Here is a 25804-nt window from a genome sequence, read left to right on the forward strand (position 1 = left end):
TCATACCTCCTTCACTAAATTCGGATGTCGCGGCAAGGTGAAGCGTAGTACGGCAGCGCTGATCAGGAAAACAGACGCCTGGGCAAGTAACCATGTTTCGATCGTTGCGTGCATCGTCGTCAGTACGATGGCGAACAGAATAAGAATCAGCCAATACCCTTTTAAGTATCCCGTTCGATGAAGAGAAAACTGAACAAGGGCCTCATACTGAATCAGGGTAATACCGGCATAGACGAAAACCATATATTTGATGTAATGTGTTGCCGCTTCATAACCATCACCGAACAACAGAGGAATCAGATACGGAACAATCGTCCAGTAGATGAGAATAGCAAGAGTAAGTCCCCCCAGGAGAAGAATGTAAAATCGACGTTCCCAAAGATGGAACGAGTCCTCTTGACTCTTTTGACTTAAACGTGGCAACAACAGCTGTGCCAAGGAGAGTGCGACGAATAACAAAAGTTGACCAAAGCGTAGAGCAACCGAATAGTCTCCTGCAAGTTGCGGAAAATAGCGTGTAACAAGAAGACTATCGAGTGTGAAAAAAAGCGTCATGACAACTTGTGTATGAATCATATGGACGAGTCCGCTCGCCTTAAGATGCCCGGTACTAGTCGGGAACGGGACTTGCATGAGACTTAAGAGATAGGATGCAATCATGCCGGCTAAGATGAACAATAATGCATAGCTGACGTTCGTTTGTTGAATCAAAAGCCAGGTCGCTAACACTTTGACGACGGATTCGATGTAATAAGAAAGGTTCAGGGCATAGAAGCGTTCGGTCGCTTGTAAGACACCACGGCGAAAAGAGAGAAGGATATGAAACACAATGATGAAATAAACAATTAGTAGGTTTATTTTGGTAAACGGCAGGAAATAAGGTAATGCATAAAGTAAAATAAGTAAAAAGAATCCTGTGACCACCAGTATACGAAAACGGAGTTTTTGGTAGTCATTTGTTTTTTCTTGACTGTAGTCCCGTGTCACGGTCCATTGCAAGGCGCCACCGATGATGAGTAGAAGACCTAAGAAAGCTAGATAAGCATTCAATAATCCGTAGACAGCACTAGAAAGCTCACGGGCTAATAGTAAATGATAGGCATAGTTCACGAGGTTCAACGCTACATCGAGAATCGGAAAAATCAACAGGACGGCATGTCGCTGAATGAAACTTGTCATGGAACCACCTCCGATCAGTCAGAGCTGTTTTACGGAAAGGATGAAACTTATGAGTCAAGGACATATTGCTGTTTTTACTGATCACTCACGGCATATTCCATACGAATCACTGATTTCCTATTATCCGGTTTTGTTTTACACACAACCTGGTAGATGTCCTGCCTCGTTCGAACAAATCGCCAGCACTGAAATTCAAGAAGCGGAAGAACACGAGATTCTATTGTATGTCGTCGACTATAAGACGCGTGAAGAGGAGATTGCGATTGCCAACCAGATTCGAGCTGTACGTCCACGCTCCAAAATCCTGTTGATCAAAGAAGCCATTCGCTTAAAAGGAGATTTCCCGTATCACACGGTTCAAGGAGACGGGATGCTTCGTCTGTTTTCTTATCGCCCAGCATATCCGAATGAACTGTTTGCTGAAATCCAGCATATCATCCATCCTGAATATCCCATTTTAAAGGATACTATAGCCTTTATATTGCCAATATTTAACGAAGAGAAACGTTTTAATTATGTAAAAGATTTTTTAGAGTCGCTTGCGACCTTCATTAGCGAAGATTATATTCATGCCTCGATCAACTTCTTTGATGATGCTTCGTCGGATCGATCGGAAGCACTCTTACAGGAGTACCGCTCGATCGTCATGGAAGCGACGGATACGCTGTTCACCGTCGGCTACCTCGAAGTGCATCAGGTCGAGCAGAATACACGAAAAGCCGGTCTATTCATCGAAGGGATGAAAAATATCTCGAGTGATTATTATGTCTTCGTCGATGCGGATAACTCGTTTCGGATTGAAGACATTGCGCGGCTGTTGACGATTGCTCAGGAAGGGTACTATGACATCGTCGTCGGAACGAAGGATTTGACGATTGAAGATCGGGGAGCCGTCCGGCGTTTCATGAGTTTTGGGAAACGGAATCTGACACGGTTCTTCTTACCAAAAGGGGTGACCGATTCGCAAACTGGTCTGAAGATCATCAACCGGCGGGTCGTCCATCGTCTGTTACCTTATTTGCACGTCGAGAGCGGTCTTGCGATTGATTTAGAGTTGATGTATGCAGCGAAAAAAGAACGCTTACGGGTCTATCAACAGCCCGTGACCTGTATCGAACGCGAAGGATCACACGTCAATCTCGTCAAGGATTCCGTCGCCTTCTTGAAAACAATGGTCAGTCTGTATCAGCGCCACCGGAAAGACGAAGTACCGATGAAATGAAAAAGGACAACGGGGATCGAGAAATCTCCGTTGTCCTTTTAAATATGCTATTTCTTGTTTTGTCTCAGACGGGGAAGACGTTGCGTGAACATGGATGATAGGCGTTGACGAATTGTTAGACCCCGAGTGCTCGTCATGAAATAAATCAGTAGGATACTGAGTGGGAGTGCTAAGACGAGGATGGTCAGTCCCGCATAATAAATCGGACGCAGTACGACGGTCACATGTGCCGTCTTTTCGTTCGAACGATACAACTGGCTGACACCGTTTAATGCCGTGTCACCACGCATCGTTTCCTGATCCGTCTGTAGCTTAAATAATGGTGTCGGAGAATCGTTGACCGTGAAGCGCTCGAGTGGCGCATCGCTTTTTATATCCCGTCCCATCTGTGAGGCGTCCACATCAAGGGCACGAGAAGGTTTTGTCGAGAACAACATCTCGCTTTGCTCCGATAGCACGAGTTGATCGAGTAGAATCAGTTGGTCATACGGTAATACTTCAAGATTCTTCAGACGCAACTGCCCAGCCTTTTTCTCGTTTCCGCGCGTCCAGATATGCAGTTGCATCCGGACGGTCTTCTTCGGTGGAATGACGATTTGTTCATAATGGTTCCACTGCTTCTTTTTCTTTTCTTCGACTTCATTGATGAAATCCGTACCGATGACACGATCGTCTTTATTCAGGTAATACACTTTGAGATGCCGTTGACGGACATTCTTGCTGACGGCGTCGAACTGGATCAAATATTCGTGATATGGTTTCACCTTCATTTTTTGCGAGGCATAAATATACCAATCACAGGAGCAGGTCGGCTCATAATCAATCGTATAGCCGTCTTCGGTCTCACTCGCGTCGAACATATCATCCGTGATCGAGACACACGTCGCACAATTCGCTGCTGCTTCCGGTGCGGCGAGGGCTTTATCGGTGACGATCTCGTTCGGGTCGAACTTGTGTAGATCTTTCCAATCGACGAGTGACGGCACCTTGCTCGCATAGGATAGTTCTAGCTGATAGCGTCCCTTCTCGAGTGGGATATCGGATAACTTGACGTCGTAAAGCGTCTGGTAGACATCATTTAACTCTGTCATCCGGTACGGAAACGCTAAGTGTAACGGATCATACGTCACCGTCTGATTACCGATCTGTTGTTGGTGTTTTTGACCATTTAAAATATCAGCACGAGACAAAGTGCGTTCGAAGACGACCTGTTTACCGTCTCGGATTTTGACGTTAATTCGACCATCGTTTTCTGGTGGCGGAGTCAACATCAGTTGAAGCTGATAGTCGGTCGCTTCGCGAATATCAATCGAACGCTGTAAACGTCCCCGTTGCGCAGCGATCCCTTTACCAAAGCTTAGTCCAGGATAGTTTCGCTCTGACTGCAAGTGACCGGTGTAATCGAATCCGGTCTCTGCCTCGAGTACCATCATGGTCTTCGTGAAAGCGAGCGTATCATCGACGCGTTTTCGTAAAGCAGTCAGCTTTTCTTCCGGGATCAGGACGATATTTTGGATCGCATTAAAGCCTTCCGTGTTCGTGACGCTGAGCGTCGCAGGACCGCTCGGCGTCGTGAACGAACCGAGCGGAACCCAAGCGAGTTTGGCACCGGATCGTTGTTGAGTTGGAATCGTGACGCCCCGTTTGTTGAATGTCAAATCGAGTTGTCCGCCTTTTTGGTTCAACAGCACGCGGGAAAAACCAGCGTAACGACCGGCAGGCAAGTCTTTCGTCATCGTAAACGTATTCGGAATCATATAATCCTCATAACTGAAGATTTTAATATCATGGACCCACCAATACGTTTTCCGTTCAGGACGTTGGAAGCTGAGTAGATCAATCCGCATCGTTTTTGCGTTTCGCGGTGTGACGTATTCACCTTGCAAGTGAATCGCATCGACATCACCGGAATCACGCGGAGCGACGACATACGTTTGATTCAGCTCGCGATCTTTCTCATCAAAGAACCGGACCTTGACGTGGAGCCGGTCGACACCGCGACCGCTCGCTGTGATATCAAAGCGGTAGGCGTTATTCGGTCGTGCCGGCAGCTTGCCGGATTTCGCGACTTGCCAGATATATTTCGGGTCACCTTCTGCGACTTCAGCATGAAGGACAGGCAGGTCATTATCTTTTGACATCGGATTCGGAGATAAGTCGACGATGTCCGGATTATCGGCTTTAAAGAATGTTTCATCCTCAAGCATCGAATTAAAGGAGGCGACCTGTTTCGCCTTTAATCCATCTAATTTGTAGACCGGCGCGTCAATTCGAGCAGAAGCAAACGATAGACCGATCCCGTCTCCGAAATCGAGATCAAACGACGGGTTCGTCATACCTTGCGTACGTAAATACCAGCGCCAGTCATTGTTGGCTAGAAACGTCTTACCCCAGTTCAGGAAAGCATTTGCTGAATCAATCGCATCGAACGGTTTCCAGTAGTATTCGTCTGGCACTTGACTGAGTACAAGGTCGTTTTCCTCGACCATCTCGACGATATCACCGTTTTTCATCCAGGACAGGCTGTCCTGGTGTGCTTGTGTGGCATACAAAATCGATTGACGACCGAGATCGTAGCCATCCAGTGTCGGGTAACTGATCGACCGTTCGAGCCCATAAGGGGTCAAAATCAGTTGTGGAACGGTTCGTGTATCGAGCGGTGCGATCAAGTCGAACAAGGTGAACAAGCCGACTTGTTTCGTCTGCACGAGATCACGTTGTTCCTGCAGAACCTTTAGATTGAAGTCCTGTCGATCCTTCATCCCCGTGTACTCATCGCGGTAGGCGAATTGTTTTAGTCCGAACGCTTTTGCGATCTGTCCTGCTTGTTCCGACCGACCGGTATCGAGCAGGTATTGCATGAACGTCATCATATAACCGATCGTCGGCGACGCTCCTTCATGATGAAAGACGGTATCGTGTGCCGATGTATAGACTTGAACGTCACCCGTCGCTTTGATTTCGCCACCTTTTCGTGGATTTTGATTCCAGCGTGGGGTTGCGATACCGGTACTCGGTTGCGTCATCTCGTCCGCGATCGGGAACTGCAACCATTTCCCGTCGACCTCTTCTTGGATAGCCGTGTATTCCTTAGGCATTTTGACCGGATGATAAAACCCCTCCATGTAGACAGTCCGGTAAGGGAGGAAAAAGCAGGCGACGACGATTAGCGTACCGACGATCGAGACGATCCGGTATAGCGGTAAAGGAATCGTCCGGGACGCACGGGTGAAGACAGCATTTAATCCAACGGCGAGCAATAAGCTGTAACTGACCATCAAGAGACCAACCAGCTTATTTGGATCGCGAAACATCGCACCGATCAACGGTGTCTTCGTCACGAATAGAACGAACGCATCCGCAACTTGTTCATGGGTACCGGTCGCAAAGACAATCAGCGGAATCGCAAGCAGACTAAAGAACAGATGGATTGGTTGCCGATAGGCGACGATGGCTCCCAGTAAGATGAGTAAAAGTGTAATCGCGCCAGCAATCCAAAACGTCAGCGGTAACGTCGTCAAATCAAACATTGGCCACCAATAGCTCGTTAAAAATAAAACGTTCGTCCAGCTCGAGTGGCGACTGAACAACATCAACGTATCAGACACATTGATATTGTGTTGTGAAGCTTGTGAGCCGGTCAGAATCGAGCCGACGTACATCAAGAACCAATATCCATTGAATAGTAGAAAAACGAGACCAAACGCACAGGTCGCCCGAACATAAAACCAAAGTAACGGTGACCACATCCGTTCTTTGCGACGCGTCCAACTCGTCTTTAGAAAAATGAGTCCGACCATGATGCCCATATAGATCAGCGAGAAGAAGAAATAATGGATCCCGGCTGCCATGAAGGCAAAGACAATCGATAGCCGGGTGATATCAATCCATGTCCGTCGACTCAACCGATCAGACAAGCGAAAACCGGGATCGAGCTGTTCCCGAAACTTTGGGTCGAAGATATTGAAGAACAACATCAAAGCGTAAGGGAAGACGGAATACCCACATAATAGATAGATATGTTGAATCCGCGTGATCACCCACGGATTTAAGGCATAAAATAACGCGGCGATCGCGAAAGCAATCAGTGAGAGATAAGAAAAGTGCTTCGAGACATAAACGGAATGGAGTCGTTTCGTAAAAGCGAACATCGATAAAGCAGAGATCGTCAACAGTCCGATGATGAATGACTTGATCAAGACGGGACCGGACGAGCCAAACAATAGACTGAGTAGATAAAACGGTAGGATGTAGAGAAGTCGTGCGACATTCAGAAGCGTCGTCGTGCTCCAGCGGTTGTTCCATGCCCCATAAATTTCTTCTAAATAGCGATGGGAGGACAGTCCGAAAGATAGATCGCTGAACGTCACCATGCCAGAACGAAACAATGGGAAGCTATAAGCTAAGATGAATAAAAACATACCAGATAGGACGAGGATGTCCTTACGATACGTATACATGAAGTTCTTGAGACGTTGACGGAACGAGTGCATCGGACAACTCCTTTCTGCGAAAATCCGTGTTGAACTTCTTCTCTACAGGAGGACGATATTCCTAGAAATGGATGTACTTATTTTAGCAATGAATACGAGAAGTAACGTCCATCCTAAGACGGAGCGTTACGGACGAACGCTTTCGGGTAAAGACCTACAACGAAACGAGTAGGAGGAAAGCGTATGAAATGGAAGGGAAGAGAACGCAGTTCAAACGTCGAGGATCGACGGGGAATGGGAGGGAAAGGAATTGCCGGCATCGGTGGTGGTGTCGGAATCATCCTGCTGATCGTCATCACCTTGATGGGCGGTAATCCAGCTGAATTACTCGGAGACTTAACTGGCGGGGATCAGCAAAATACGACGTATGAAGAAACAGCACAAGAAAAAGAAGCAGCGGATTTCGTTTCCGTCGTCCTTGCGGATACGGAACGCGTCTGGACGAAAGAATTTAAAGAAGATGGCAAAACCTATAAAAAACCGAAGCTCGTCTTATATACGGATCAAGTCAGTTCGGCTTGCGGACAAGCAGGGAAGTCCGTCGGTCCCTTTTATTGTCCCGGTGATCAGAAATTATACATTGATTTAAGCTTTTATGATGAATTGCAGACAAAGTACGGGGCACCGGGCGATTTTGCGATGGCCTATGTCATTGCGCATGAAGTCGGGCATCACGTCCAGACGTTACTCGGAAAGTCGGACGAGATCATGCCACTTCGAGAGCAAATGAGTGAGGAAAAATTCAACAAGTACCTCGTTCGATTCGAGCTACAGGCGGATTATTATGCCGGCGTCTGGGCACATCACGCGCAAGGCGAAAACTTACTCGAAGAAGGCGATCTCGAGGAAGCGCTGACGGCAGCGAATGCTGTCGGGGATGATACGTTACAAGAGAAGGGACAAGGATATGTCGTACCAGAAAGTTTCACCCACGGCACATCAGCGCAACGAGAGCGTTGGTTCCAAAAAGGCTTTGATAACGGCACGATCGAAGGCGGAGATACATTCAAAGCGAAGAATCTATAAAACGAAGCAACGACAGGCCCTTTTGAAACATCTTCCAGTCCGTTTTCGTATAGAAGAGGGAAGGATTCAAAGGGGAGTGTCGAAGTTGAAGCACATCAGTTTATTTTTGTTGCTGTATACGGCTGTCGTCGTGATGACGTACATCGTGTCACGATTTGCGCCAGACTTGTTGATCTACATGGTCTATTTCGCCATTGCGTCATTACTTGTCATCACGGGCTATTTGTTGAAACGATTCGTGCTGAAGCGCTAAAAATCAAAAAACCTGTGTTCTGCTTGCGCGGAACACAGGTTTTCGTTGTTTAAAAGTAATCTTATGAACGGAACATCGTCGGGTCATCTGGAACGTTCTCCAGGTAAGCGATCCGTCCGTTTTCATCAAGACGTGCGATATCTTTTCCGTCTTGCGTGAAGACACTACCGTCTGCCCGTTTTCCGCAAACTGCCCAGCGTGTTTCATATGTTCCGGGTGTTGTTTCTTCCCAGCCTGCGTACATGTGCTTAATGTCTTGATTCGCCGTGAACACATGACGGACGAACTGTTTCCAGGCGTCGATGCCGTGCTTTGGTTGTCCGTTCAGGACGAACGTGATGTCTGTCGTGAATAAGGAAACGAGATCCTCAAAAGCTTGTGCGTCTGTGCGTGACGCGTCGAATAAGTCGAAATAACGATTCAATACCATAGTAAAAACCTCTTTCTATTCATTAAAGTGTCATCATCCGGTCGGTGATTAACGCATGCAACCGTTCTAAATGTTCCGGTGGACAGGAGGCATCGATCGCTTGACGGATCGAGCCGATCGACTCGCGCTTCAACGTCGATTGCCACGCATCTTCCGCCTCTGTCATCAGATTCGAGAGTAGCCCGATTTCCTGTTCCTGAATTCCCATCAAATCCTCAAAGACACCGCTTGACGCATACAACGTCTGTTTGCCTTCGATTGCCTGATAGACGTCAAAGATTTGAATTTCGTCTGCCGGACGTCGTAAGCGAAAGCCACCTTTGACACCAGGTACGGAATACAACAGATCCGCCTGGACGAGTTTTCGTAAGAGCTTTTGAAAGTAGGTCGGCGAGGCACCGAGTTGCTGACTGATGAATTCACCAGGCAAAACGGCGCGATCCGGAAGAAAGGTCAAGAGCAACATCGCATAGACGGATTGCTCGACCCCGGTTTTCATTTGCATGAGAAGTCTCCTTTTGTTAAACGTGGATAATGTATATCCATAATAGTTTTATTCGAAAGAATTGTCGAGTCATATGCTCTCACAAAACCGTCACACCTTTTCGACAGCATCTGCATGGCATCCCCGTTCCGGATTCGGTATACTAAATGTACGATATGTGAAAATATTCACTAAAAGTCGTTCACACTTTGTGAAAGGACGTTTGTATATGAATCCATTAAAAGGAATCGTTCAGATTCCACGCAGTATTCTCATTCAATTCATCATTGCGGCTTTCCTGATGGGGGTTGCGGTCGTCGGTCAATCGTACGGCATCGTGTTGACGGTCGATCGAATTTTCCTGAAAGAGCAACCGTTTGAAGCCGTCATTCCGTTACTGCTCGTCGTTCTCGGTATGCTGTTGCTCCGGGTCGCCGTGACGTATTGGAACGGTCGTCTCGGTACGACGTTATCGGCACACATGAAGCAGGCACTCCGGGAAGCGCTAGTTGCGAAATACACAGGTCGCTCGGTCGAGATGATGCTACAAGGGCAAGCGGGACAGAAGGTCAGTGTCTTGCTCGATGCCGTAGACGAGATGGACAGCTATTACAGTCAATACTTGCCGAAAGTCGTCCAGACGACAATCGTTCCCTTGATGGTCTTGATCGCGGCATTCAGCTATGACTGGATCACCGGTCTCGTCATGATGATCACGGCACCGTTCATTCCGTTGTTTTACATCATCATCGGCATCATGACGCAAAAGCGGGCCGATGCTCAACTCGAGAAGATGACGGCGTTCTCAGGAACGTTTCTTGATACGTTGCAGGGATTGACGACCTTGAAGTTATTTGGTCGCGCGAAACGACAACGTGACGTCATCGAAAAAAGCAGTCTTGATTTCCGGGATGCGACGTTAACGGTCTTGAAGCTCGCTTTCTTGTCGTCGCTGATGCTTGAGTTCATCTCGATGCTCAGCATGGGAATGATCGCACTTGAGGTCAGTCTGCGCTTGATTCTGTTCCAAAGCATCACCTTCATTCCGGCGTTCCTGATGCTCGTGTTAGCACCAGAGTACTATCTTGCCTTAAAAGAGATGGGGGCTGCCTTCCATACCGGACGCGGTAGTGTCGCGGCAGCGAAACAGATCGCAGCCGAACTGACGGCAGACGATCGTCCCGTTGCCTTCGGTCAATCAGAACTTTCGATGAACCGTCCACCACGAATCGTCTTGGATGAAGTTGATTTTACGTATCAAGAAGGACGTTTTGCCTTACAAGACGTGACACTCGCGATTGAACCATATCAAAAAGTGGCGTTGATCGGTCGCAGTGGTGCCGGTAAGTCGACTGTCTTACAGTTGATTGCTGGACTCGCGGATCCAAAAGAAGGACGGATTCTGCTCGACGGGATTGAGCGCAGTCAGGTGGCGGAAGCAAGTTGGTTCCGTCAGTTGAGCTACATCTCGCAACATCCGTATCTGTATGCCGGAACGCTGGCAGAAAATATCGCGATCGGTGAACTCCGTCAAGCGACACCGGAAGAGATTTTCGAAGCGGCGCAGGCGGCAGGGCTCGAGGAGTTGATTGCGACGTTACCTGAAGGAATTAATACGGTCATCGGAGAAGGCGGACGTGGTCTATCGGGTGGCGAGAAACAGCGCGTTGCGTTGGCACGCGCATTTTTGAAGCGACCGAACGTCATCGTCTTTGATGAACCGACGACCGGACTCGACGTCAAAACAGAGCGACTGCTCCAACAAGCGATCGAACAGCTTGGACAAGCAGCGACGGTCATCACTGTCGCGCACCGCCTGCATACAATCGAGCGCTCGGATCAAATCGTCGTCCTCGACGGCGGACGAATCGTCGATCGCGGCACCCATGATGAACTGCTTGGACGTGATTCGGAATATGCCCGGATGCGGAGCGTCCAGAGAGGGGAGGAAACACGATGAAGGAATTACTAGGAGTCTTTCGGTTGATGGTGAATCAAAAACGCGATATCGCCTGGTCAATCTTCTTCGGTGTCCTCGCCGGGGTGACAGCAGTTGGGTTATTCGCAGCAAGTGGTTACCTGATTTCAAAGGCAGCCTTGTTGCCACCAATCCAGACACTCGCCGTCCTGATTGCCCTGCAAAAAATCTCGAGTCTGACGCGTGCTGTCAGTCGGTATGCGGAACGTTATTATTCGCACCGAGCGACGTTTACGATCCTCAGTGATATCCGGACGTCGTTCTACCGGAGACTCGAGCCGCTTGCACCCGGTATTTTCGGGAAGTACCGAAGTGGGGACTTACTTGCCCGAATCGTTGGGGACGTCGAGAGTCTGCAAAATACGTTTTTACGTGTCCTTTATCCACCGATCGTCTTGTTGCTCGTCTTCTTCTGTACGATCTTTTTCGTCAGTTTCTTCTCGTGGACGATTGCTGGGATTCTATTGCTTGGTCTGATTCTGACCGGTTTCTTGATTCCAGGTTGGTTCGCGTACCGCGAACAACGTTTCGCACGTTCGGTCCGTGTCCGACGCGGTGATCTGTCGACAGAAGTGACGGAGTTGTTCCAAGGCTATCGCGACTTAAAGATTTACCAGCAACTCGATCAAAAAGAACAGGACTTGAATGCCGTCGCAAAACGGTATGTCGAGGAAGAAAAACGGAATGGGTTACATGCTGTTTCGAACCTTGCCTTAAATACGATGGTGACGCTGATCATCTCTTGGCTCGTTCTTGGTGTCGGTGCGTATCTTGTCGCGAGTGGACAACTCGAAGGTGTCTTCCTCGCTTTACTCGTCATGACATCGCTGACGGTCTTTGAGAATGCAGCACCGATGGCGATTTTACCAGGCTTCTTTGAGGATAGCCGGCATGCTGCGAAACGACTCGATGAAGTCGTGACCGAACAAGAAGAGCCAACTTACGACACGTTCGTTCTCGATCAGGTACCATCCTTTGAAACGAACGCGTTGACGTTCACTTTCCCTGATGCACCGCGTCCGGTCTTACGTGACGTCACCGTCTCGATTCCTGCCGGCAAGAAGACGGCGATCGTTGGGGCGAGTGGTTCTGGGAAATCCACGTTACTCCAATTGATGCTACGCATGTATCCAACAGACGGATTAACGATTGCTGGTCAAGACAGTCAGACGGTTGATCCGGAAGGACTTTGGCAACACGCAAATGTTGTCTTGCAACAAAATCATTACTTTTATGGAACGCTTCGTGACAATCTATTGCTTGCGAACGAAGCAGCGACGGACGAGGCAATGCGTCAAGCACTCGATGATGTCGGATTAACAACATTTGAATTGAACGACCGTGTATTGGAAAAAGGCGAGAACTTGTCTGGAGGAGAAAAACAACGCTTAGCGATTGCCCGTGTGCTCTTGCGCGAAGCGTCGCTTTACTTGCTTGACGAACCAACGTCTTCTGTTGATGCTTTAACGGAACAGATGATTCTTACACGGCTCTTCGAACGGGCAACGGATGCGACACTTGTCCTTGTCAGCCACCGATTGGCAGGTCTTGAAGTGATGGATCAAATCATCGTCATGGATCAAGGTCAAGTCATCGAAGTCGGAACGTATGCTGAATTGATGGCGCGACAAGGAGCGTTCTATGAATTAAAACAAGTCGAACAGTCTGTGTTTGCTCCGATTGGATAAAGATATAGGATTGGCGATGACCAAATGTGGTGCATCGCCTTTTTTAGTTTATAAGGGAGAGCCGAAAAAGACATGACAGCCCACTTCTGAAATGGTAAAGTCTAGAAAAAAGTGTGGAGGGATTTCATGAATATTGAACAATCATCTATCGTCGTCGATCAAACGACCATTTCATATGATCATTTTCAAATGGGATCCAAACAAGTCTGCTTCTTGATCTCGGGAGCATCGTACCTATACGATCATCCTTACTTCTACTACAGCCGGATGGCATTACTAGCACGAGGCATCGATGTCATCTGTATTCACTATGTGACGGAAGAGCTTTTTTCGATGACAGACGCTGAATCGAATATTTGCATGACACGCCGGGTCGACGCCGTTGTCTCAGAAGTGTTGGCGACACATCCATACGAAAACGTTCAGTTCATCGCAAAGTCGTTAGGAACGATTCCGTTAGCGGGATTACTTGCTAAGCCAAGTCTACAGACAGCACGCACCGTCTTCTTAACACCCGTTCTTGAAGCCGAAGTAGTCGAACAAATCGCCACCTCGTCGCAAACTGGACTCCTTGTCATCGGGACAGCTGATAAGTTTTATGATGAAGCGGCGCTTGAAACGTGTCGCACCTCGCAACTGACGATTGATGTCATCGAAGGAGCGAATCATTCCTTGGATCAAGGATTCGAGGTCAATCAATCACTTGCGGTTCTCGAACAAATCGTTCGTCAAATCGAAGCGAGTTTATTTGAACCGCTCCATAAGTAAAAAATCCGTCCAGCAGAGAGTATGCTGGACGGATTTTTTAGTATGGACGAAGTAAGGCACGAACGGGACTACCGTCGCCATCGACGAGCGGGAGCGGGACGGCGTTGAGGTGGTAATCACCAGGCGTGATCGCATCAAGGACGAGTCCTTCGAGGATATGGACTCCATGCTGCGCCAGTGCGTGATGGGCTGCCATTTCCTTACTATCGATTGCATCGACGCTTGGTAAGTCGAGACCAATCAGCGAAATCCCGAGTTCCCCAAGACGTTCAGCAAGACTTGGCGTCAAGACGGGAATCGTTTCTGGGAAAGTTGATTTGTCGATCCAACCATCCGTTTTGATGATCAAGCGCTGGACGTCATTTAGCTCAAAGCCATCTAAATCAGCGGCTGTGATTTCCTTACGACCTGGTAAGTAAATGACGCGCGCATGTCCGATATAGAAATCTGGATCAAGGTCGATGATTTTTTGTCCGGCATCGTCAAAATGAAACGGCGCGTCGACGTGAGTGCCGGTATGCAGACTCATCGTTACTTTACCGACATTGACGGAACCGGTGTCTGCCTTATTCCATGTCAGTGTCGCTTCAAATGGTGTATCGCCCGGCCACGTCGTGACGTGGCGATCAAGTGGTTGTGAAACATCAATCCATCGTGTCATCGCTGCATCCTCCTCATAATGTCGTGCGGACCGACCACAGTTCCGGGAAAAATCTGTGGTCAAGCACACGTCGTAGATAACTGACACCAGACGAACCGCCTGTTCCTGGCTTTTGTCCGATGATCCGTTCGACGGTACTCATATGGTTAAAGCGCCACATCTGTTGCTGGCTCCCGATATCGAGTAGTTTTTCACCGAGTTCATACAAATCCCAGTACTGATCGACATCACGATAGACGGTCGCCCAAGCTGCTTCGACACTTTCATTCGGCGTCCAGTCCTGCGTGACATCACGCTCAAGAACGGATTCGTCGATGGGTAGCCCATGGCGCGCCATCGCCCGGATCGTTTCATCGTAGATGCTTGGTGTCTTCAAATCTTCCAGCAACATTGGATAGAGTGTTTCGTCATGCGCATAAACTTTTAGCATCTGCTCATTCTTGAAGCCGAGCGCGAATTCGATTTGGCGGTTTTGATACGACTGAAAACCGGATGAGTGACCAAGCGCGTCACGGAATTCAAGATATTCGGCAGGGGTCAAGGTCGACAAAACATTCCACGACTGAATTAGCTGGTGCTGAATCTTTGAGATGCGTGCGAGCATCTTAAACGATGATTCGAGATCATCGTTTGCGACGGCTTGCGTCGCTGCACGCATCTCATGCAGGATCAGCTTCATCCAGAGTTCGCTCGTCTGATGAATGATGATGAAAAGCATCTCATCATGATGCCCCGATAAGCGATGTTGACTCGAAAGCAATGGATCTAGTTGCAAATAATCCCCGTAGGACATATCTTTCTTAAAATCCGTTTGAATCGATGCTTCAATAGACGTAGGATCTGTCTTTGTCATTCCCGTTCATCCCCTTTATCGAATTAATTCAGTTTTCGTTTTTCAGCGGTCTGTGGTTGTTCCGGATGCGCCCGTTTCCAGAAGAAATAGGCGATCGATAAGAACACTAACCACGGTACACCAAACTTCAAGACGATTTGGAAATCTGTGAACCATGTCGTTAATACGAGTGCGAATAACAACAATGCACCGAGGGCAGTCAAATACGGATAGCCCATCATCCGGACCGGTAACGTCCGTCCACCTTCACGTTCCCATGCTTTACGGAAGTACAGATGGGAGATGAAAATCATGAACCACGTGAAAATCGCTCCGAACATCGAAATTCCCATCATGAATGGATAAGAGACACTCGACTGGCTGCTGATGATCCCCGCGAGAAAAATCCCGAGCGTTGATACGGCGAGTGCGAAGAGCGGTACTCCTTTTTGATTCAAACGACCGAACACTTTCGGTGCATACGTTGCTTTGGATAACGAGTACATCATCCGTGTCGAAGCATACAGCTGACTGTTCATCGCAGACAGTGCCGCCGTCAGGATGATGAAGTTCATGATGCCACCTGCATACGGAATCGATAGCATCTCCATTACTTTAACGAATGGACTTTGATCGACGCCGCCTGCTTGTTGCCACGGGACAATCATCAACATCAAAGCAATCGTGATGACATAAAACGTCGAGAGACGGAAGACAGTCGCTTTTAATGCTTTCGGTACAGCGACATCTGGGTCCTTCGCTTCACCGGCAGTTACGGCAATCAATTCCGTTCCGAGGAAGCTGAACAGAGAGATGAAGATTGCGATCCAGAGACCTGAGAAGCCGAACGGCATGAAACCACCGTCGTTCGTGAAGTTTTGCGGACCAATCTCAGGACTTGGGCTACCGATGACCAAGTAGGCACCAAGCAAAATGAATAGCAAGATGGCACTGATTTTAATGACGGAGAACCAGTATTCGAAGGTTGCGAACGTATTGACTGTCGTGGCATTGATGTAGATCAAAGCGGCAGCGAATACGAGAATCCAGACGACTCCGGGAACGTCCGGGAACCAGTATTTCATATAGATCGAAATCGCACTGACTTCAACGCCAATTGCAAGAACGTTTGCGATCCAGTACGAATAGCGGACGAGAAAACCCGCATATGGACTAATATATCGTTCGGCAATCGTACCGAACGAGCCAGATGTCGGATGGGCGACCGTCATTTCAGCCAGACAGCCCATTAAAAGTAAGACGATGAAGGCACCGACTGCGTAACTGATCAAAACGCTCGGTCCGGCAAGCCCGATCGCGAGTCCGCTTCCGAGGAAGAGACCAGTTCCGATCGCACAGCCCATTGCAATCATCGTAAGTTGACGTGTCTTGAGTTCACGCCGTAGTTCAGTAGGTTGTTCCATGGTGTACTCCTTAAGCAACGACTTCGCGTTCATTTGCGAAACGTTCGTATTCTTTATCTTCCATGATTCGTTTGAGTGTCGCGACGACGTCATAGACATCGGTAAACGTATTGTAGAGCGCGACGGGTGCTAGACGAACGATGTTCGGTGCTCGGAAATCGGGGATGATTCGATTTTCCTTGAGTGCTTTACAGATCCGTGCCGCTTCCGGGTGCTCGAGGCTGAGATGCGCCCCACGGCGTTTATCGTCGATCGGGTTTCCGATGACAAAACCGTACGGTGTGAGCTCCTGCTCGACAAGTTCCATCATGTACTGTGTCAGCGCGAGTGACTTCGTCCGGACGGCTTCGATACCGACTTCGTCAAACATCTCTAATGCACCGATTTGTGGAGCGAGACTTAAGACGTGTGGTGTCCCGATTTGGAATGCCCCGGCATGCGCCGCCGGTGTCATCGTGTGATCCATGTCGAACTGCTTATCCTTACGCGAACCGAACCAGCCGGTCAGACCAGGCAACGTTCCAAAATGACGTTCGTGGACGAATAATCCACCGACCGTTCCAGGACCGCCGTTCAAGTGTTTGTAATTACACCAGTAGGCAAAGTCGACATCCCAGTCATGGAACGCGTGTGGAACGGCTCCGACGGAATGACAACCATCAAAACCGATCAGGATGCCGCGGTCGTGTGCCGCTTTCGTCAAACGCTCCATGTCGAGAATTTGTCCGCTTCGGTAGAGCACGGCCGGTAAGACGATCAACGCGATATCGTCCGTCATCGCAGCGATGATGTCGTCTTCTTCTAAAAAGCGACCGTCACGACTTGCTACTTGGACGAGGTGTGTCTCCGGATCGAGTCCACGTAAGCGAAGTTGGCTTTGAAGGGCATAGATGTCCGATGGGAATGTCAGCGCATCCGCTAAAATCTTATCTCGTCCTTCCGTCGGTTGGAAGAATGTCGCGACGAGTTGGTGGAGATTGACGGTCGTCGAACCAGTGACCATGACTTCTTCTGCTTGTGCGCCGACGAGCGGAGCGTTGAGAGCAGCGAGACGTTCCGATAATTCGAACCAAGGATGACGTCCTTTCATCCAGCCATCGATCCCGAGTTCTTTCCAGTCTGATAGCGACTCGAGCAACGTCTTCTCGGCACGCTTCGATAATAAACCGAGCGAGTTTCCGTCCATATAGATACTACCCGGTTGCAGATAAAACTCATCACGATAGGCAGCTAGTGCATCTTGCTCGTCCCGAGCAACAGCATCGGTCCGTTTTGCTTGCAGTGTCATACGTCATCCTCCTCAAATGAATGCTCAATCAATTTTGACAAAAGCGTAGCAAACAAATTGACATTGTGTCAATATTATCGAATAGAGAAAACAAAAGGAGTGAAGGACATGTCATCTTCTCAACCAGAAAAAATCGATAAACGTCATCTGCGTACGGTGCGGACACGCGAGAAACTGTTGAGTGCGGCACGTGACGTCTTCTTAGAACAAGGGTTTCAAACGGCAACGATTTCACAAATCATTAAACAAGCTGGCGTCGGTTACGGAACCGCTTATGTCCATTTTGAAGGGAAAGATGAGCTACTCGTTGTTTTAATGGAAGATGTCATGAGCCGTTTCCATGCGATCGCGGAACGAACATTCGAACCGGCGACACCGATGGAGGCAAAGGAACGCATCGTGACCCAAGCAACGGATTTCTTACGTCTCGCGGAAGAAGAACGAGCGATGTTACGGATCGTCGAGCAAGCAATCGGCGTATCTTACATCGTCCGTGCAAAATGGAAAGCGATTCGGGAACGGTTCATTGATCGGATCAGTCAGGATATCGAGTATGCGCAGAAGACAGGACTTGCACGGCAGGATGTCGACCCGAAACTCGTCGCCCGTGGTTGGTTCTTCGCGAACGAGATGTACTTATTCGAAGTCGTCCGTGAAGAGGCGACAGCAACGATTGAAGAGATTGCACACGTCTTAGCGACGATCTATACACAAGGACTCTACCGGATCGAGGATTGATGAACGGACGGGAAGGGAACGTTTCGAAGTAGAAGGGAGCGTGACCGGGATGGCGTTTGATTACGATCTCGATTTCAAGACGACAGATTTTCGCAAGGAGCCGGAAAAGTACCGGGTTGGACGCGGGGAACAAGGCGTTTTGCTTGTCGAACCTTATAAAAGTGAGATTTTGCCGCATTGGCGTTTTAAGACGCCGGACATCGCGAAGGAATCGTCTGAGAAAATTTATGAGATGTACTTAGCGTATAAAGAGGACGGGGATTTTGTCGGCATGGATATGGCGCGGAAGTTCATTCAAATGGGGCATACGCGCGCACGACGTTACGCGAACTATAAGGGTGGACGAAAATACAAAGATAAAGAGAAAAACGAATTGCACACACGCGAGATCGACGAAGAAAAAGCGAAATCCGCTGCGATCTTCCAAGAAAAATGGGATTTGATCCGGGCGGACGAAGAGTATTTAGCGTTAAAACGGGAACATCAAAAACAATACGGTTAAATGAATGGTCGCGATTCTCTAATAGAGGAATGGAGTGGAAGCGGTGCGAACAGGATCGAAAATTATTGTGGGAATCGTCATTGTTTTCGTACTAGCTTTAGTTTGGTGGCTCGCATCACCACTTTTTTTGAATGAATCAGTCGATGAAGGACTGCCGCCAGGTTCTTCGACAGTGAAACAAAAGGAGGAGGAAAGCACTCCCGAAACGTCACAACCTTCTCCGGAAGAAACAGAAACTGAATTATCAGGTACATTCATGAACGGTGAAAAAAATTACAAAACATCAGGGGACGTTAAGACGCTAACTGTAGACGATACGTTGTATCTGCGTTTTGAAGATTTTCAAACGACGAACGGTCCAGATTTGTTTGTGTATTTAGTAGAGCCTGGTGAAGATACAGCAGATGGAATTCGTCTCGGTGCTTTAAAAGGGAATCAAGGGAATCAGAACTATGTGATTCCAAAAGACGTAGATTTGACGAAACATAGCCGTGTCGTCATTTGGTGTCGTGCCTTTGATGCTGACTTTGGAACAGGTGATTTAAAAGCAAGGAACGAATGAAAAAGCAATGCACTTCCGAATAAAAAGTCGGAAGTGCATTGCTTTTTGATGTTAAGAAGTTTGTTCGACTTTTTTAATTAAACGCGATTGACGTTTTTGCCAGATGAACGATCCGATAAATGTCACGACGAGGAAGATCAGACCAAGTGCGAACGGATAGAGAATGTTGACGTCATACAGGATACCTGCAAGCGTCGGTCCGAGCACGTTCCCGATGCTCATGTAGGCGTTGTTCATTCCCATAGCAAAGCCTTGCTCATTACCAGCGAGCTTTGAAATCATTGTATTCAAGACAGGACGTAAAATTGACGTCGCGAGGAAGATGACGAGGGTAATTGCAAAGAATCCACCGTAACTTGATGTCAATAATGACAACAGGAAGCCGAGCGCTGCGATGAACAGGAACAGGTTCAAGACCTTTCCTTCTCCGAGACTACGTGACAGCTTATCGACGATGAAGATTTGAGCAATGACGCTGATGATACCGGTCGACGTCACCATGATCGCAATGTCTTTCGGTGAAGCACCGAATTGATCATCGACGAAAAGACCGAGTACTGATTCGTATGCCATGAGACCAAAGCTCATGACGAGTGTAATGACGAGCGGTACGAAGTATGGTTTCTTAAACGACGTCCCCAGTTTCTTGAGCATCGATCCTTCATCGGGTGCCATTGCTGTTGCATCGTGTTGTTCGCTTTCTTGAAGCAATAAGACGCTGAACAAGACGGCTGCACCTGAGACGATTGCTGAGACGAGGAGTGGCAATTTTAAGTCGTATTCGGCAAGGAATCCACCGATTCCAGGACCGATGACGATTCCGAGTGACATCGCAGCTGAGACGTAACTGTTTCCTTTTGCGCGTTGATCCATCGTTGTGATGTCCGCGACGTAAGCAAAAATCGCTGGGATCAAGAGTGCGGCACCGGCACCGCCAATTGCGCGCGAGATGTAGAGAACCGTGACGGAGTTCGAGAAATAGAAGACGAACATCGAGAGCGTCAAACCGATCAATCCATAGATGATCATCTTACGACGACCGTATTGGTCCGCCCATTTTCCGGCAATCGGTGACATGACGAGCTGTGCTCCGGCAAAGATGGCGATCATTAATCCAGCCGCCGTTCCTCCCTGTCCAATCGACGCTAAGTAAGCGGGTAGAATCGGAATGATAATCCCGAAGCTCCCGACCGCAATAAACATATTGATCATGAGGACCGTTAATTTTTTTCGTTGATCCGCGTGCAAGGGGACCCCTTCTTTCGACCCGCTTTTTGTAAGCGGTTATTTGTTTCACCTTCATTATCTTAGATTCAAGCTAAAGCGTCTGTCAACGCGGACGAGTCGAGGACTTAAAAAAGACTCCATCCCTTGAGCGGATAGAGTCTGTTCAAATCTATTGTTCTTTTTTTAATAACCATTTGATGTTCGGTGACAGCAACGGTCGGAAGATTGTCACGACGGGGCGACTCGACAGCAACCAGACGAATCCGGTAGCGAGCAAGAAGGACAGTCCGATTAGTAACAGTGGCGACTCCGTAATGGCTGGTGGAACCGAATCACGGAACAAACGGACGATGAACGAGTGAATCAAGTAGATCGCTAGCGTCTGGATGCCGATCTGATCGAATCGATCTCCAAATGACCGGTGCGGCACGAGCAACAAGACCGAGAAGATCATGATCGTACTGACGGCATAGAGGAACAATTGAATCGCTGCTCCCTTCAGAAGCGAGACTTCAAATTCCCCATAGGTGTCGCGGTAGAAGAGCCAGACCGTATCAAATCCGTTTTTCGTCCAGACAATCATGAAGACGACAATCAAGAGCGAGACGATTAGTCCGGTCAGTCGACCGATCGGTGCCGTCATCTGCTTTCGCCAGCCGGCGTCAGTCAGCCAACCGCGCTCTTTGACGAGGTAACCCATCAAAAAGAACGGATAAAAACTGACGACTTTTTGTAACGACAGGAAGTTCGTGATTGAATCTGGGTTGGCATTGATCAATAACGCAAATAAGACACTGACGATCAGCGGGAAACGCATCACCTGGAATGCCGGTGTGACGGTTTGCCAAATGATGATCCCAAGCAGATACCAAAGCGTCCAATTCGGAACGAGCGGATGGAGTAACCCATCGAGCATCTCACGTAAGGAATCATCCTGCGTGTAGGACAAATAGATTTCGTGAATCGATTGCCAGATGAAATACAGGGCAACGAAGGCGAGGATCCGTTGAGGTCGAACTTGTTTGAAAAAGTAGCCGCTCATGAAGATGAAGGCGGGCATGTGCAACAAGTAAATGACGTTATACGCCATCCTCACACTATCGTTTCCCGGTAAATCACGGAACGTCTCGATCAAATGACCGAAGACGACCATGAAGATGAGTAAGACTTTATAGTTCCCAAGCCAATGATCGTACGTAGGGGTAGTCACTGGTTTGATAGGAGCAGTCATTTGTTCTCACCTAGCAGAATTTGATCAACGAACCGGGCACTCGATTTCCCGTCCTGATGTTCAAAGAAATATTCTGCGAATGCTTTGACGTTATGCATTTCAAAGTCTTTGTTTTTAATCCGTTCAATCAACTCTTCCGATGTTTTGACGATTGGACCCGGAACGAATTCTTCGAAGTCGTAATAGAAATCACGTTTTGAGATGTAGTCCTCAAGGTCATACGCGAAGAACAACATCGGTCGATTCAATAGGGAGAACTCGAAACACGTCGATGAGTAATCCGTGATCAAGATGTCTGAGACGAACAGCAACTCATTGATTTCACGATGATCCGTCAAATCGAGGAAGAAGTCAGCGTAGACTTCTGGAATCTCCATTCGGCGGCGGATGAATGGGTGCAGTTTCAGGACGAAGACGTACTCCTCATGAAGTGCCTCGTATAGCGCATCGAGATCAAGTTGATCAAAATCATAATAGGCACTCTTCGCACCATTTCCTCGGAACGTCGGCGCGAACATGATGACTTTCTTTTGTTTGAAAACTGGATATTCCTCATAGATACGTGCTTTCGCTTCCTCGATGAACGGTTGATCGAAGAACATATCCGTCCGCGGAATACCGGTCGCGATGACTTGATCTTCGCGTAAACCGAATCCTTCTGCGTAATGACGGGCGACATTATGGGAGCTGACGATGGCTTTCGTATAGTTCCGGTGACTAAGCGAGTTCGCGCTTGGACCACCTGGTTTTCCGAGGCGGCTGTAACCGAATGTCTTGAAGGCACCAACGGCATGCCAGACTTGAACCAGATCACTGCCTTTACGAATATTCAACGGATAGATCATCGGATAGAAGTCATCGACAAGAATCGTCTTTGCTGTCGCTAAGTGGTACGGCAACGTAAATTTATCGCGCCAATCGCGACGAGACTGAAGGTTCGGCTTGAAGAAGGTCTTCACATCGAGATCGAGATTGCGACGCTCGACCTCATCCAAGATATAAGCAAAGTTCCCACTGATATCACTCCGAGAATCCGAAGCGAGGATGACTTTATTCTCTTGGATCGGTTGCGTCCATTTTGTGACGTTATAAATCGCCTTAAAGGTAAAACGACGGAACTTGAACGCGCGCTTCTTCATATTCTTCTTCCACTTTTTATAGCGATCGATGACTTGGATGAGACGTTTCGATTCGCCTTTCTTTAGGGAATGGAAACCTAAAGAGTTGCTGTATTCCGAATACTGCACGACAAGTTCGTATTCGAGTAAGATCAAGGCGTTACTATGTTTTGTATCGACGCGGTAAGCGACTGGGATTAACGAACGCGTGTCACCAAAAGGCGCTTCATGTAAGATCGTCTTTCCTTGGACGATGGCGAAGAACGCATCAAAATAGCCCATCGGCAATGGACGACCTGTCGGCGTGATATGATTCAGATTCAATTCGCCTGCAAAGGACTCTTCCGTCCAGTCTCCTTCGAACGGAAAGCGGCAAATGAACGTCCGTTTGTTTCGTTTATTACGGAAGACGATGGCACGTTCGAGAGGCACCAACGCTTCAGCAGGTTCGGACTGGATGTAATCATCGCCCGGCTCCTCAAGTTCAGGTTGCTGTTGCGATACAGGATTTTCAAATAATGTTTGTTCGGCGCGCAAAAAATCAGTCAACCCGCTCAAACGTGCTTCGAAACGAAACGTCGTTCCGGCTAACTCCAAGTAGGTGACCTCTGCTTGTAAAGTAGGCGCAAGTGTCTCTTCTGTCAAAACCATCTCTCCTCGCTCGAATAATTACATTACATTTACACAATACTGATAAAATTTTAAAATCCATGTGAACGTAGTATAGTGAAACTAGAAATCACCACTCATTATATCGTGAGACATTAAAATTGATAGGGATTTCTTTATTTTTTTGTGTTTTTGTAAAATAACACTTCAACACAAACTGCATCATTAGACATACCCTGAACGTTAGGGAGAGAAAACCGAAATACGATTATTTCATAAGGGAGGGAAGCAGGTCGTCTCGTTTGTAGGATTCAATGAGACACTGCGTCAGAAGATGATTTATGCAGCCATTTTAGCTGGAGGAAAAGGAACACGAATGGGGAACGTCGATCGACCGAAACAATTCTTATCGATCGGAGAACGTCCAATCATCGTCCATACAGTAGAGAAATTCCTATTACATGAGGATTTTGACCGCATCATCATCGTCACACCGACTGCTTGGATTAACTATACGCGCGATATTCTGGAGAAATACATCGGAAAAGATGAGCGTCTTGTCATCACACCAGGTGGACAGGATCGAAATGAATCGATCATGGCAGCGGTGAACTGGATCGAAGAGAAAAACGGTCTGTCTGATGAAGATATCATCGTTACACATGATGCCGTCCGCCCGTTCTTGACGCACCGCATCATCAAGGAAAACATCGAAGCAGCGCAAGAATTTGGCTCATGCGACACGGTCATTTCAGCAATCGATACGATCGTTGCTTCGACGAACGGTAAAACGATCACGGATATTCCGGTACGGGATCAAATGTACCAAGGGCAGACACCACAAAGTTTCCAAATCACGAAGTTAAAATCGCATTATGAGTCACTCTCAACGGAAGAACGCGCGATTTTGACGGATGCGTGTAAGATTCTTCTTCTGAAAGGAGAAGATGTCGCACTCGTTACGGGGGAACTGTTCAATATTAAAGTGACGACACCATACGACCTACGGATTGCGAATGCTATCTTGAAGGAGCGGATTCACCAATGATTAACCAAGTCTATCAACTCGTCGCCCCGCGTCAAATCGAAGTGACGTATGATGAACGGTCATTGAATACCGATCGGGTCGTCGTACGCCCGACGTATTTATCGATTTGTCACGCGGATCAACGCTACTTCACGGGTAGCCGTAGTGCGGAAGTATTGGCGAAGAAATTACCGATGGCCATGATTCATGAAGGCATCGGAAAAGTCGTGCATGATCCGAGTGGAACATTCAAGAAGGGGACACTTGTCGCGATGGTTCCGAATACACCGACGGAAGAAGATGACATCATCGGTGAAAACTATCTGCGGACGAGTCGTTTCCGTTCGAGTGGATACGATGGATATATGCAAGACTATGTGTTCCTGAAAGCAGATCGTCTTGTCGAAGTACCGGCTGATCTTGACCCTGAAGTCGCGGCATTCACCGAGCTCGTCAGTGTATCGGTCCATGCCTTGACTCGTTTTGAAAAGATTGCCCATCCTCGTCGGGAGACGTTCGGAGTATGGGGGGACGGAAACCTTGGTTTCATCACAGCACTTTTGCTACGTAAGTTGTATCCGGAAGCAAAATTACTCGTCTTTGGTAAAACGCAGTCGAAGCTTGACTATTTCTCGTTTGCAGACGAGACGTACCACATCGACCAGATTCCAGCCGATGTCTCCTTCAATCACGGTTTTGAATGTGTTGGGGGAATTGGCAGTCAATACGCGATTAATCAGATGATCGACTACATCATTCCGGAAGGCACGATGGCATTGCTCGGCGTATCAGAAGATGCCGTCGCGATCAACACACGGATGATTCTTGAAAAAGGCCTTCGTGTCTACGGTTCAAGTCGGAGTACGCCGGCTGATTTCGCACGGACGATGGAGTTATACCAAACACATCCTGACATTCCAGCTTATCTGTCGAATCTGGTTTCGGGTGTATTCCAAATTCGTCAAATCGAGGATATTCATAAAGCGTTTGAAAATGATTTGACGAATCGATTCGGAAAGACGGTCATGGAATGGTGCATGTAACGAGATGCATTGAAAAAGAGG

22 protein-coding genes are annotated in these 25804 nt (G+C 48.0%); 11 read left to right on the forward strand and 11 right to left on the reverse strand.

The window, feature by feature from the left end:
• Positions 1-1179: an MATE family efflux transporter gene (locus ACZGCQ_RS12005; RefSeq protein WP_481266400.1), complete on the reverse strand. Its 1179-nt coding sequence runs from the start codon at positions 1177-1179 to the stop codon at positions 1-3.
• Positions 1180-1228: 49 nt separating this feature from the next.
• Here ACZGCQ_RS12005 and ACZGCQ_RS12010 point away from each other — a divergent pair, with 49 nt between their 5' ends.
• Complete coding sequence (locus ACZGCQ_RS12010) at positions 1229-2401, forward strand: glycosyltransferase (RefSeq protein ID WP_481266401.1); 1173 nt, start codon at positions 1229-1231, stop codon at positions 2399-2401.
• A 47-nt stretch (positions 2402-2448) separates the two neighbouring features.
• Here the strand turns inward: ACZGCQ_RS12010 and ACZGCQ_RS12015 are convergent, their stop codons facing one another.
• A complete protein-coding gene (locus ACZGCQ_RS12015) occupies positions 2449-6894 on the reverse strand; it encodes a hypothetical protein (RefSeq protein ID WP_481266402.1) in 4446 nt (1481 codons plus the stop codon).
• A gap of 183 nt (positions 6895-7077) precedes the next feature.
• Here ACZGCQ_RS12015 and ypfJ point away from each other — a divergent pair, with 183 nt between their 5' ends.
• Complete coding sequence (gene ypfJ, locus ACZGCQ_RS12020) at positions 7078-7920, forward strand: KPN_02809 family neutral zinc metallopeptidase (RefSeq protein WP_029343140.1); 843 nt, start codon at positions 7078-7080, stop codon at positions 7918-7920.
• Between the two features lie 85 nt (positions 7921-8005).
• Positions 8006-8173, forward strand: a complete 168-nt coding sequence (locus ACZGCQ_RS12025) for a hypothetical protein (protein ID WP_214809592.1) — start codon at positions 8006-8008, stop codon at positions 8171-8173.
• Positions 8174-8234: 61 nt separating this feature from the next.
• Here the strand turns inward: ACZGCQ_RS12025 and ACZGCQ_RS12030 are convergent, their stop codons facing one another.
• Entirely contained in the window at positions 8235-8603 is a 369-nt protein-coding gene (locus ACZGCQ_RS12030) for a nuclear transport factor 2 family protein (protein WP_029343141.1), read from the reverse strand.
• Positions 8604-8625: 22 nt separating this feature from the next.
• Positions 8626-9108, reverse strand: coding sequence for an Rrf2 family transcriptional regulator (locus ACZGCQ_RS12035; protein WP_029343142.1), 483 nt, complete (start codon positions 9106-9108; stop codon positions 8626-8628).
• A 208-nt stretch (positions 9109-9316) separates the two neighbouring features.
• On the opposite strand from ACZGCQ_RS12035, the gene cydD reads away from it, so the two are divergent.
• The 3 genes from cydD to ACZGCQ_RS12050 all read left to right on the forward strand — a co-directional run bounded on the left by cydD (position 9317) and on the right by ACZGCQ_RS12050 (position 13521).
• A complete protein-coding gene (gene cydD / locus ACZGCQ_RS12040) occupies positions 9317-11047 on the forward strand; it encodes a thiol reductant ABC exporter subunit CydD (protein WP_481266403.1) in 1731 nt (576 codons plus the stop codon).
• Entirely contained in the window at positions 11044-12753 is a 1710-nt protein-coding gene (gene cydC, locus ACZGCQ_RS12045; RefSeq protein WP_481266404.1) for a thiol reductant ABC exporter subunit CydC, read from the forward strand. Before cydD ends, cydC begins: the two co-directional genes overlap by 4 nt.
• A gap of 126 nt (positions 12754-12879) precedes the next feature.
• On the forward strand, positions 12880-13521 hold the full coding sequence (locus ACZGCQ_RS12050; RefSeq protein WP_481266405.1) for a cyclase: 642 nt from the start codon (positions 12880-12882) through the stop codon (positions 13519-13521).
• Between the two features lie 37 nt (positions 13522-13558).
• Here ACZGCQ_RS12050 and kynB read toward each other — a convergent pair whose 3' ends face one another.
• Genes kynB through kynU form a run of 4 tightly spaced genes read right to left on the reverse strand, consistent with a single transcriptional unit; the run spans position 13559 to position 17726 of the window.
• Positions 13559-14182 carry an arylformamidase gene (gene kynB, locus ACZGCQ_RS12055; RefSeq protein ID WP_481266406.1) on the reverse strand — a complete coding sequence of 208 codons (624 nt, stop codon included), beginning with the start codon at positions 14180-14182 and terminating at the stop codon, positions 13559-13561.
• Between the two features lie 13 nt (positions 14183-14195).
• Entirely contained in the window at positions 14196-15035 is an 840-nt protein-coding gene (gene kynA, locus ACZGCQ_RS12060; protein WP_481266407.1) for a tryptophan 2,3-dioxygenase, read from the reverse strand.
• Between the two features lie 23 nt (positions 15036-15058).
• The gene (locus tag ACZGCQ_RS12065; protein ID WP_481266408.1) at positions 15059-16438 is read right to left on the reverse strand and encodes an amino acid permease; all 1380 of its coding nucleotides are present in this window, start codon (positions 16436-16438) and stop codon (positions 15059-15061) included.
• A gap of 10 nt (positions 16439-16448) precedes the next feature.
• Positions 16449-17726, reverse strand: coding sequence for a kynureninase (kynU, locus tag ACZGCQ_RS12070; RefSeq protein ID WP_481266409.1), 1278 nt, complete (start codon positions 17724-17726; stop codon positions 16449-16451).
• 108 nt (positions 17727-17834) lie between these two features.
• On the opposite strand from kynU, the gene ACZGCQ_RS12075 reads away from it, so the two are divergent.
• The 3 genes from ACZGCQ_RS12075 to ACZGCQ_RS12085 all read left to right on the forward strand — a co-directional run bounded on the left by ACZGCQ_RS12075 (position 17835) and on the right by ACZGCQ_RS12085 (position 19528).
• Positions 17835-18464 carry a TetR/AcrR family transcriptional regulator gene (locus ACZGCQ_RS12075; protein ID WP_481266410.1) on the forward strand — a complete coding sequence of 210 codons (630 nt, stop codon included), beginning with the start codon at positions 17835-17837 and terminating at the stop codon, positions 18462-18464.
• A gap of 49 nt (positions 18465-18513) precedes the next feature.
• On the forward strand, positions 18514-18966 hold the full coding sequence (locus ACZGCQ_RS12080; protein ID WP_029343151.1) for a DUF4385 domain-containing protein: 453 nt from the start codon (positions 18514-18516) through the stop codon (positions 18964-18966).
• 67 nt (positions 18967-19033) lie between these two features.
• Complete coding sequence (locus ACZGCQ_RS12085) at positions 19034-19528, forward strand: DM13 domain-containing protein (protein ID WP_481266411.1); 495 nt, start codon at positions 19034-19036, stop codon at positions 19526-19528.
• A 51-nt stretch (positions 19529-19579) separates the two neighbouring features.
• On the opposite strand, the gene ACZGCQ_RS12090 is transcribed toward ACZGCQ_RS12085, so the two are convergent.
• The 3 genes from ACZGCQ_RS12090 to ACZGCQ_RS12100 form a co-directional block, all read right to left on the reverse strand.
• On the reverse strand, positions 19580-20776 hold the full coding sequence (locus tag ACZGCQ_RS12090; protein ID WP_481266412.1) for an MFS transporter: 1197 nt from the start codon (positions 20774-20776) through the stop codon (positions 19580-19582).
• A gap of 148 nt (positions 20777-20924) precedes the next feature.
• The gene (locus ACZGCQ_RS12095; protein ID WP_481266413.1) at positions 20925-21965 is read right to left on the reverse strand and encodes an acyltransferase family protein; all 1041 of its coding nucleotides are present in this window, start codon (positions 21963-21965) and stop codon (positions 20925-20927) included.
• Between the two features lie 17 nt (positions 21966-21982).
• Positions 21983-23755, reverse strand: coding sequence for a CDP-glycerol glycerophosphotransferase family protein (locus ACZGCQ_RS12100; RefSeq protein ID WP_481266414.1), 1773 nt, complete (start codon positions 23753-23755; stop codon positions 21983-21985).
• A gap of 292 nt (positions 23756-24047) precedes the next feature.
• Between ACZGCQ_RS12100 and ACZGCQ_RS12105 the strand changes: the two genes are divergently transcribed.
• Both ACZGCQ_RS12105 and ACZGCQ_RS12110 read left to right on the forward strand, forming a co-directional pair.
• A complete protein-coding gene (locus ACZGCQ_RS12105; RefSeq protein ID WP_481266415.1) occupies positions 24048-24761 on the forward strand; it encodes an IspD/TarI family cytidylyltransferase in 714 nt (237 codons plus the stop codon).
• A complete protein-coding gene (locus ACZGCQ_RS12110; protein ID WP_029343156.1) occupies positions 24758-25783 on the forward strand; it encodes a ribitol-5-phosphate dehydrogenase in 1026 nt (341 codons plus the stop codon). The genes ACZGCQ_RS12105 and ACZGCQ_RS12110 overlap by 4 nt, the downstream gene beginning before the upstream one ends.
• Positions 25784-25804: the final 21 nt, after the last annotated feature.

The organism is Exiguobacterium sp. HSB13 (genome assembly GCF_056764755.1).

Coding starts and splice junctions, on each gene's coding strand:
- cydD (WP_481266403.1), top strand. CDS start 9,317: ATGAATCCATTAAAAGGAATCGTTCAGATTCCACGCAGTATTCTCATT.
- ACZGCQ_RS12065 (WP_481266408.1), bottom strand. CDS start 16,438: ATGGAACAACCTACTGAACTACGGCGTGAACTCAAGACACGTCAACTT.
- cydC (WP_481266404.1), top strand. CDS start 11,044: ATGAAGGAATTACTAGGAGTCTTTCGGTTGATGGTGAATCAAAAACGC.
- ACZGCQ_RS12035 (WP_029343142.1), bottom strand. CDS start 9,108: ATGCAAATGAAAACCGGGGTCGAGCAATCCGTCTATGCGATGTTGCTC.
- ACZGCQ_RS12005 (WP_481266400.1), bottom strand. CDS start 1,179: ATGACAAGTTTCATTCAGCGACATGCCGTCCTGTTGATTTTTCCGATT.
- ACZGCQ_RS12110 (WP_029343156.1), top strand. CDS start 24,758: ATGATTAACCAAGTCTATCAACTCGTCGCCCCGCGTCAAATCGAAGTG.
- ACZGCQ_RS12010 (WP_481266401.1), top strand. CDS start 1,229: ATGAGTCAAGGACATATTGCTGTTTTTACTGATCACTCACGGCATATT.
- ACZGCQ_RS12080 (WP_029343151.1), top strand. CDS start 18,514: ATGGCGTTTGATTACGATCTCGATTTCAAGACGACAGATTTTCGCAAG.
- ypfJ (WP_029343140.1), top strand. CDS start 7,078: ATGAAATGGAAGGGAAGAGAACGCAGTTCAAACGTCGAGGATCGACGG.
- ACZGCQ_RS12030 (WP_029343141.1), bottom strand. CDS start 8,603: ATGGTATTGAATCGTTATTTCGACTTATTCGACGCGTCACGCACAGAC.
- ACZGCQ_RS12100 (WP_481266414.1), bottom strand. CDS start 23,755: ATGGTTTTGACAGAAGAGACACTTGCGCCTACTTTACAAGCAGAGGTC.
- kynA (WP_481266407.1), bottom strand. CDS start 15,035: ATGACAAAGACAGATCCTACGTCTATTGAAGCATCGATTCAAACGGAT.
- kynB (WP_481266406.1), bottom strand. CDS start 14,182: ATGACACGATGGATTGATGTTTCACAACCACTTGATCGCCACGTCACG.
- ACZGCQ_RS12050 (WP_481266405.1), top strand. CDS start 12,880: ATGAATATTGAACAATCATCTATCGTCGTCGATCAAACGACCATTTCA.
- ACZGCQ_RS12105 (WP_481266415.1), top strand. CDS start 24,048: ATGATTTATGCAGCCATTTTAGCTGGAGGAAAAGGAACACGAATGGGG.
- ACZGCQ_RS12015 (WP_481266402.1), bottom strand. CDS start 6,894: ATGCACTCGTTCCGTCAACGTCTCAAGAACTTCATGTATACGTATCGT.
- kynU (WP_481266409.1), bottom strand. CDS start 17,726: ATGACACTGCAAGCAAAACGGACCGATGCTGTTGCTCGGGACGAGCAA.
- ACZGCQ_RS12075 (WP_481266410.1), top strand. CDS start 17,835: ATGTCATCTTCTCAACCAGAAAAAATCGATAAACGTCATCTGCGTACG.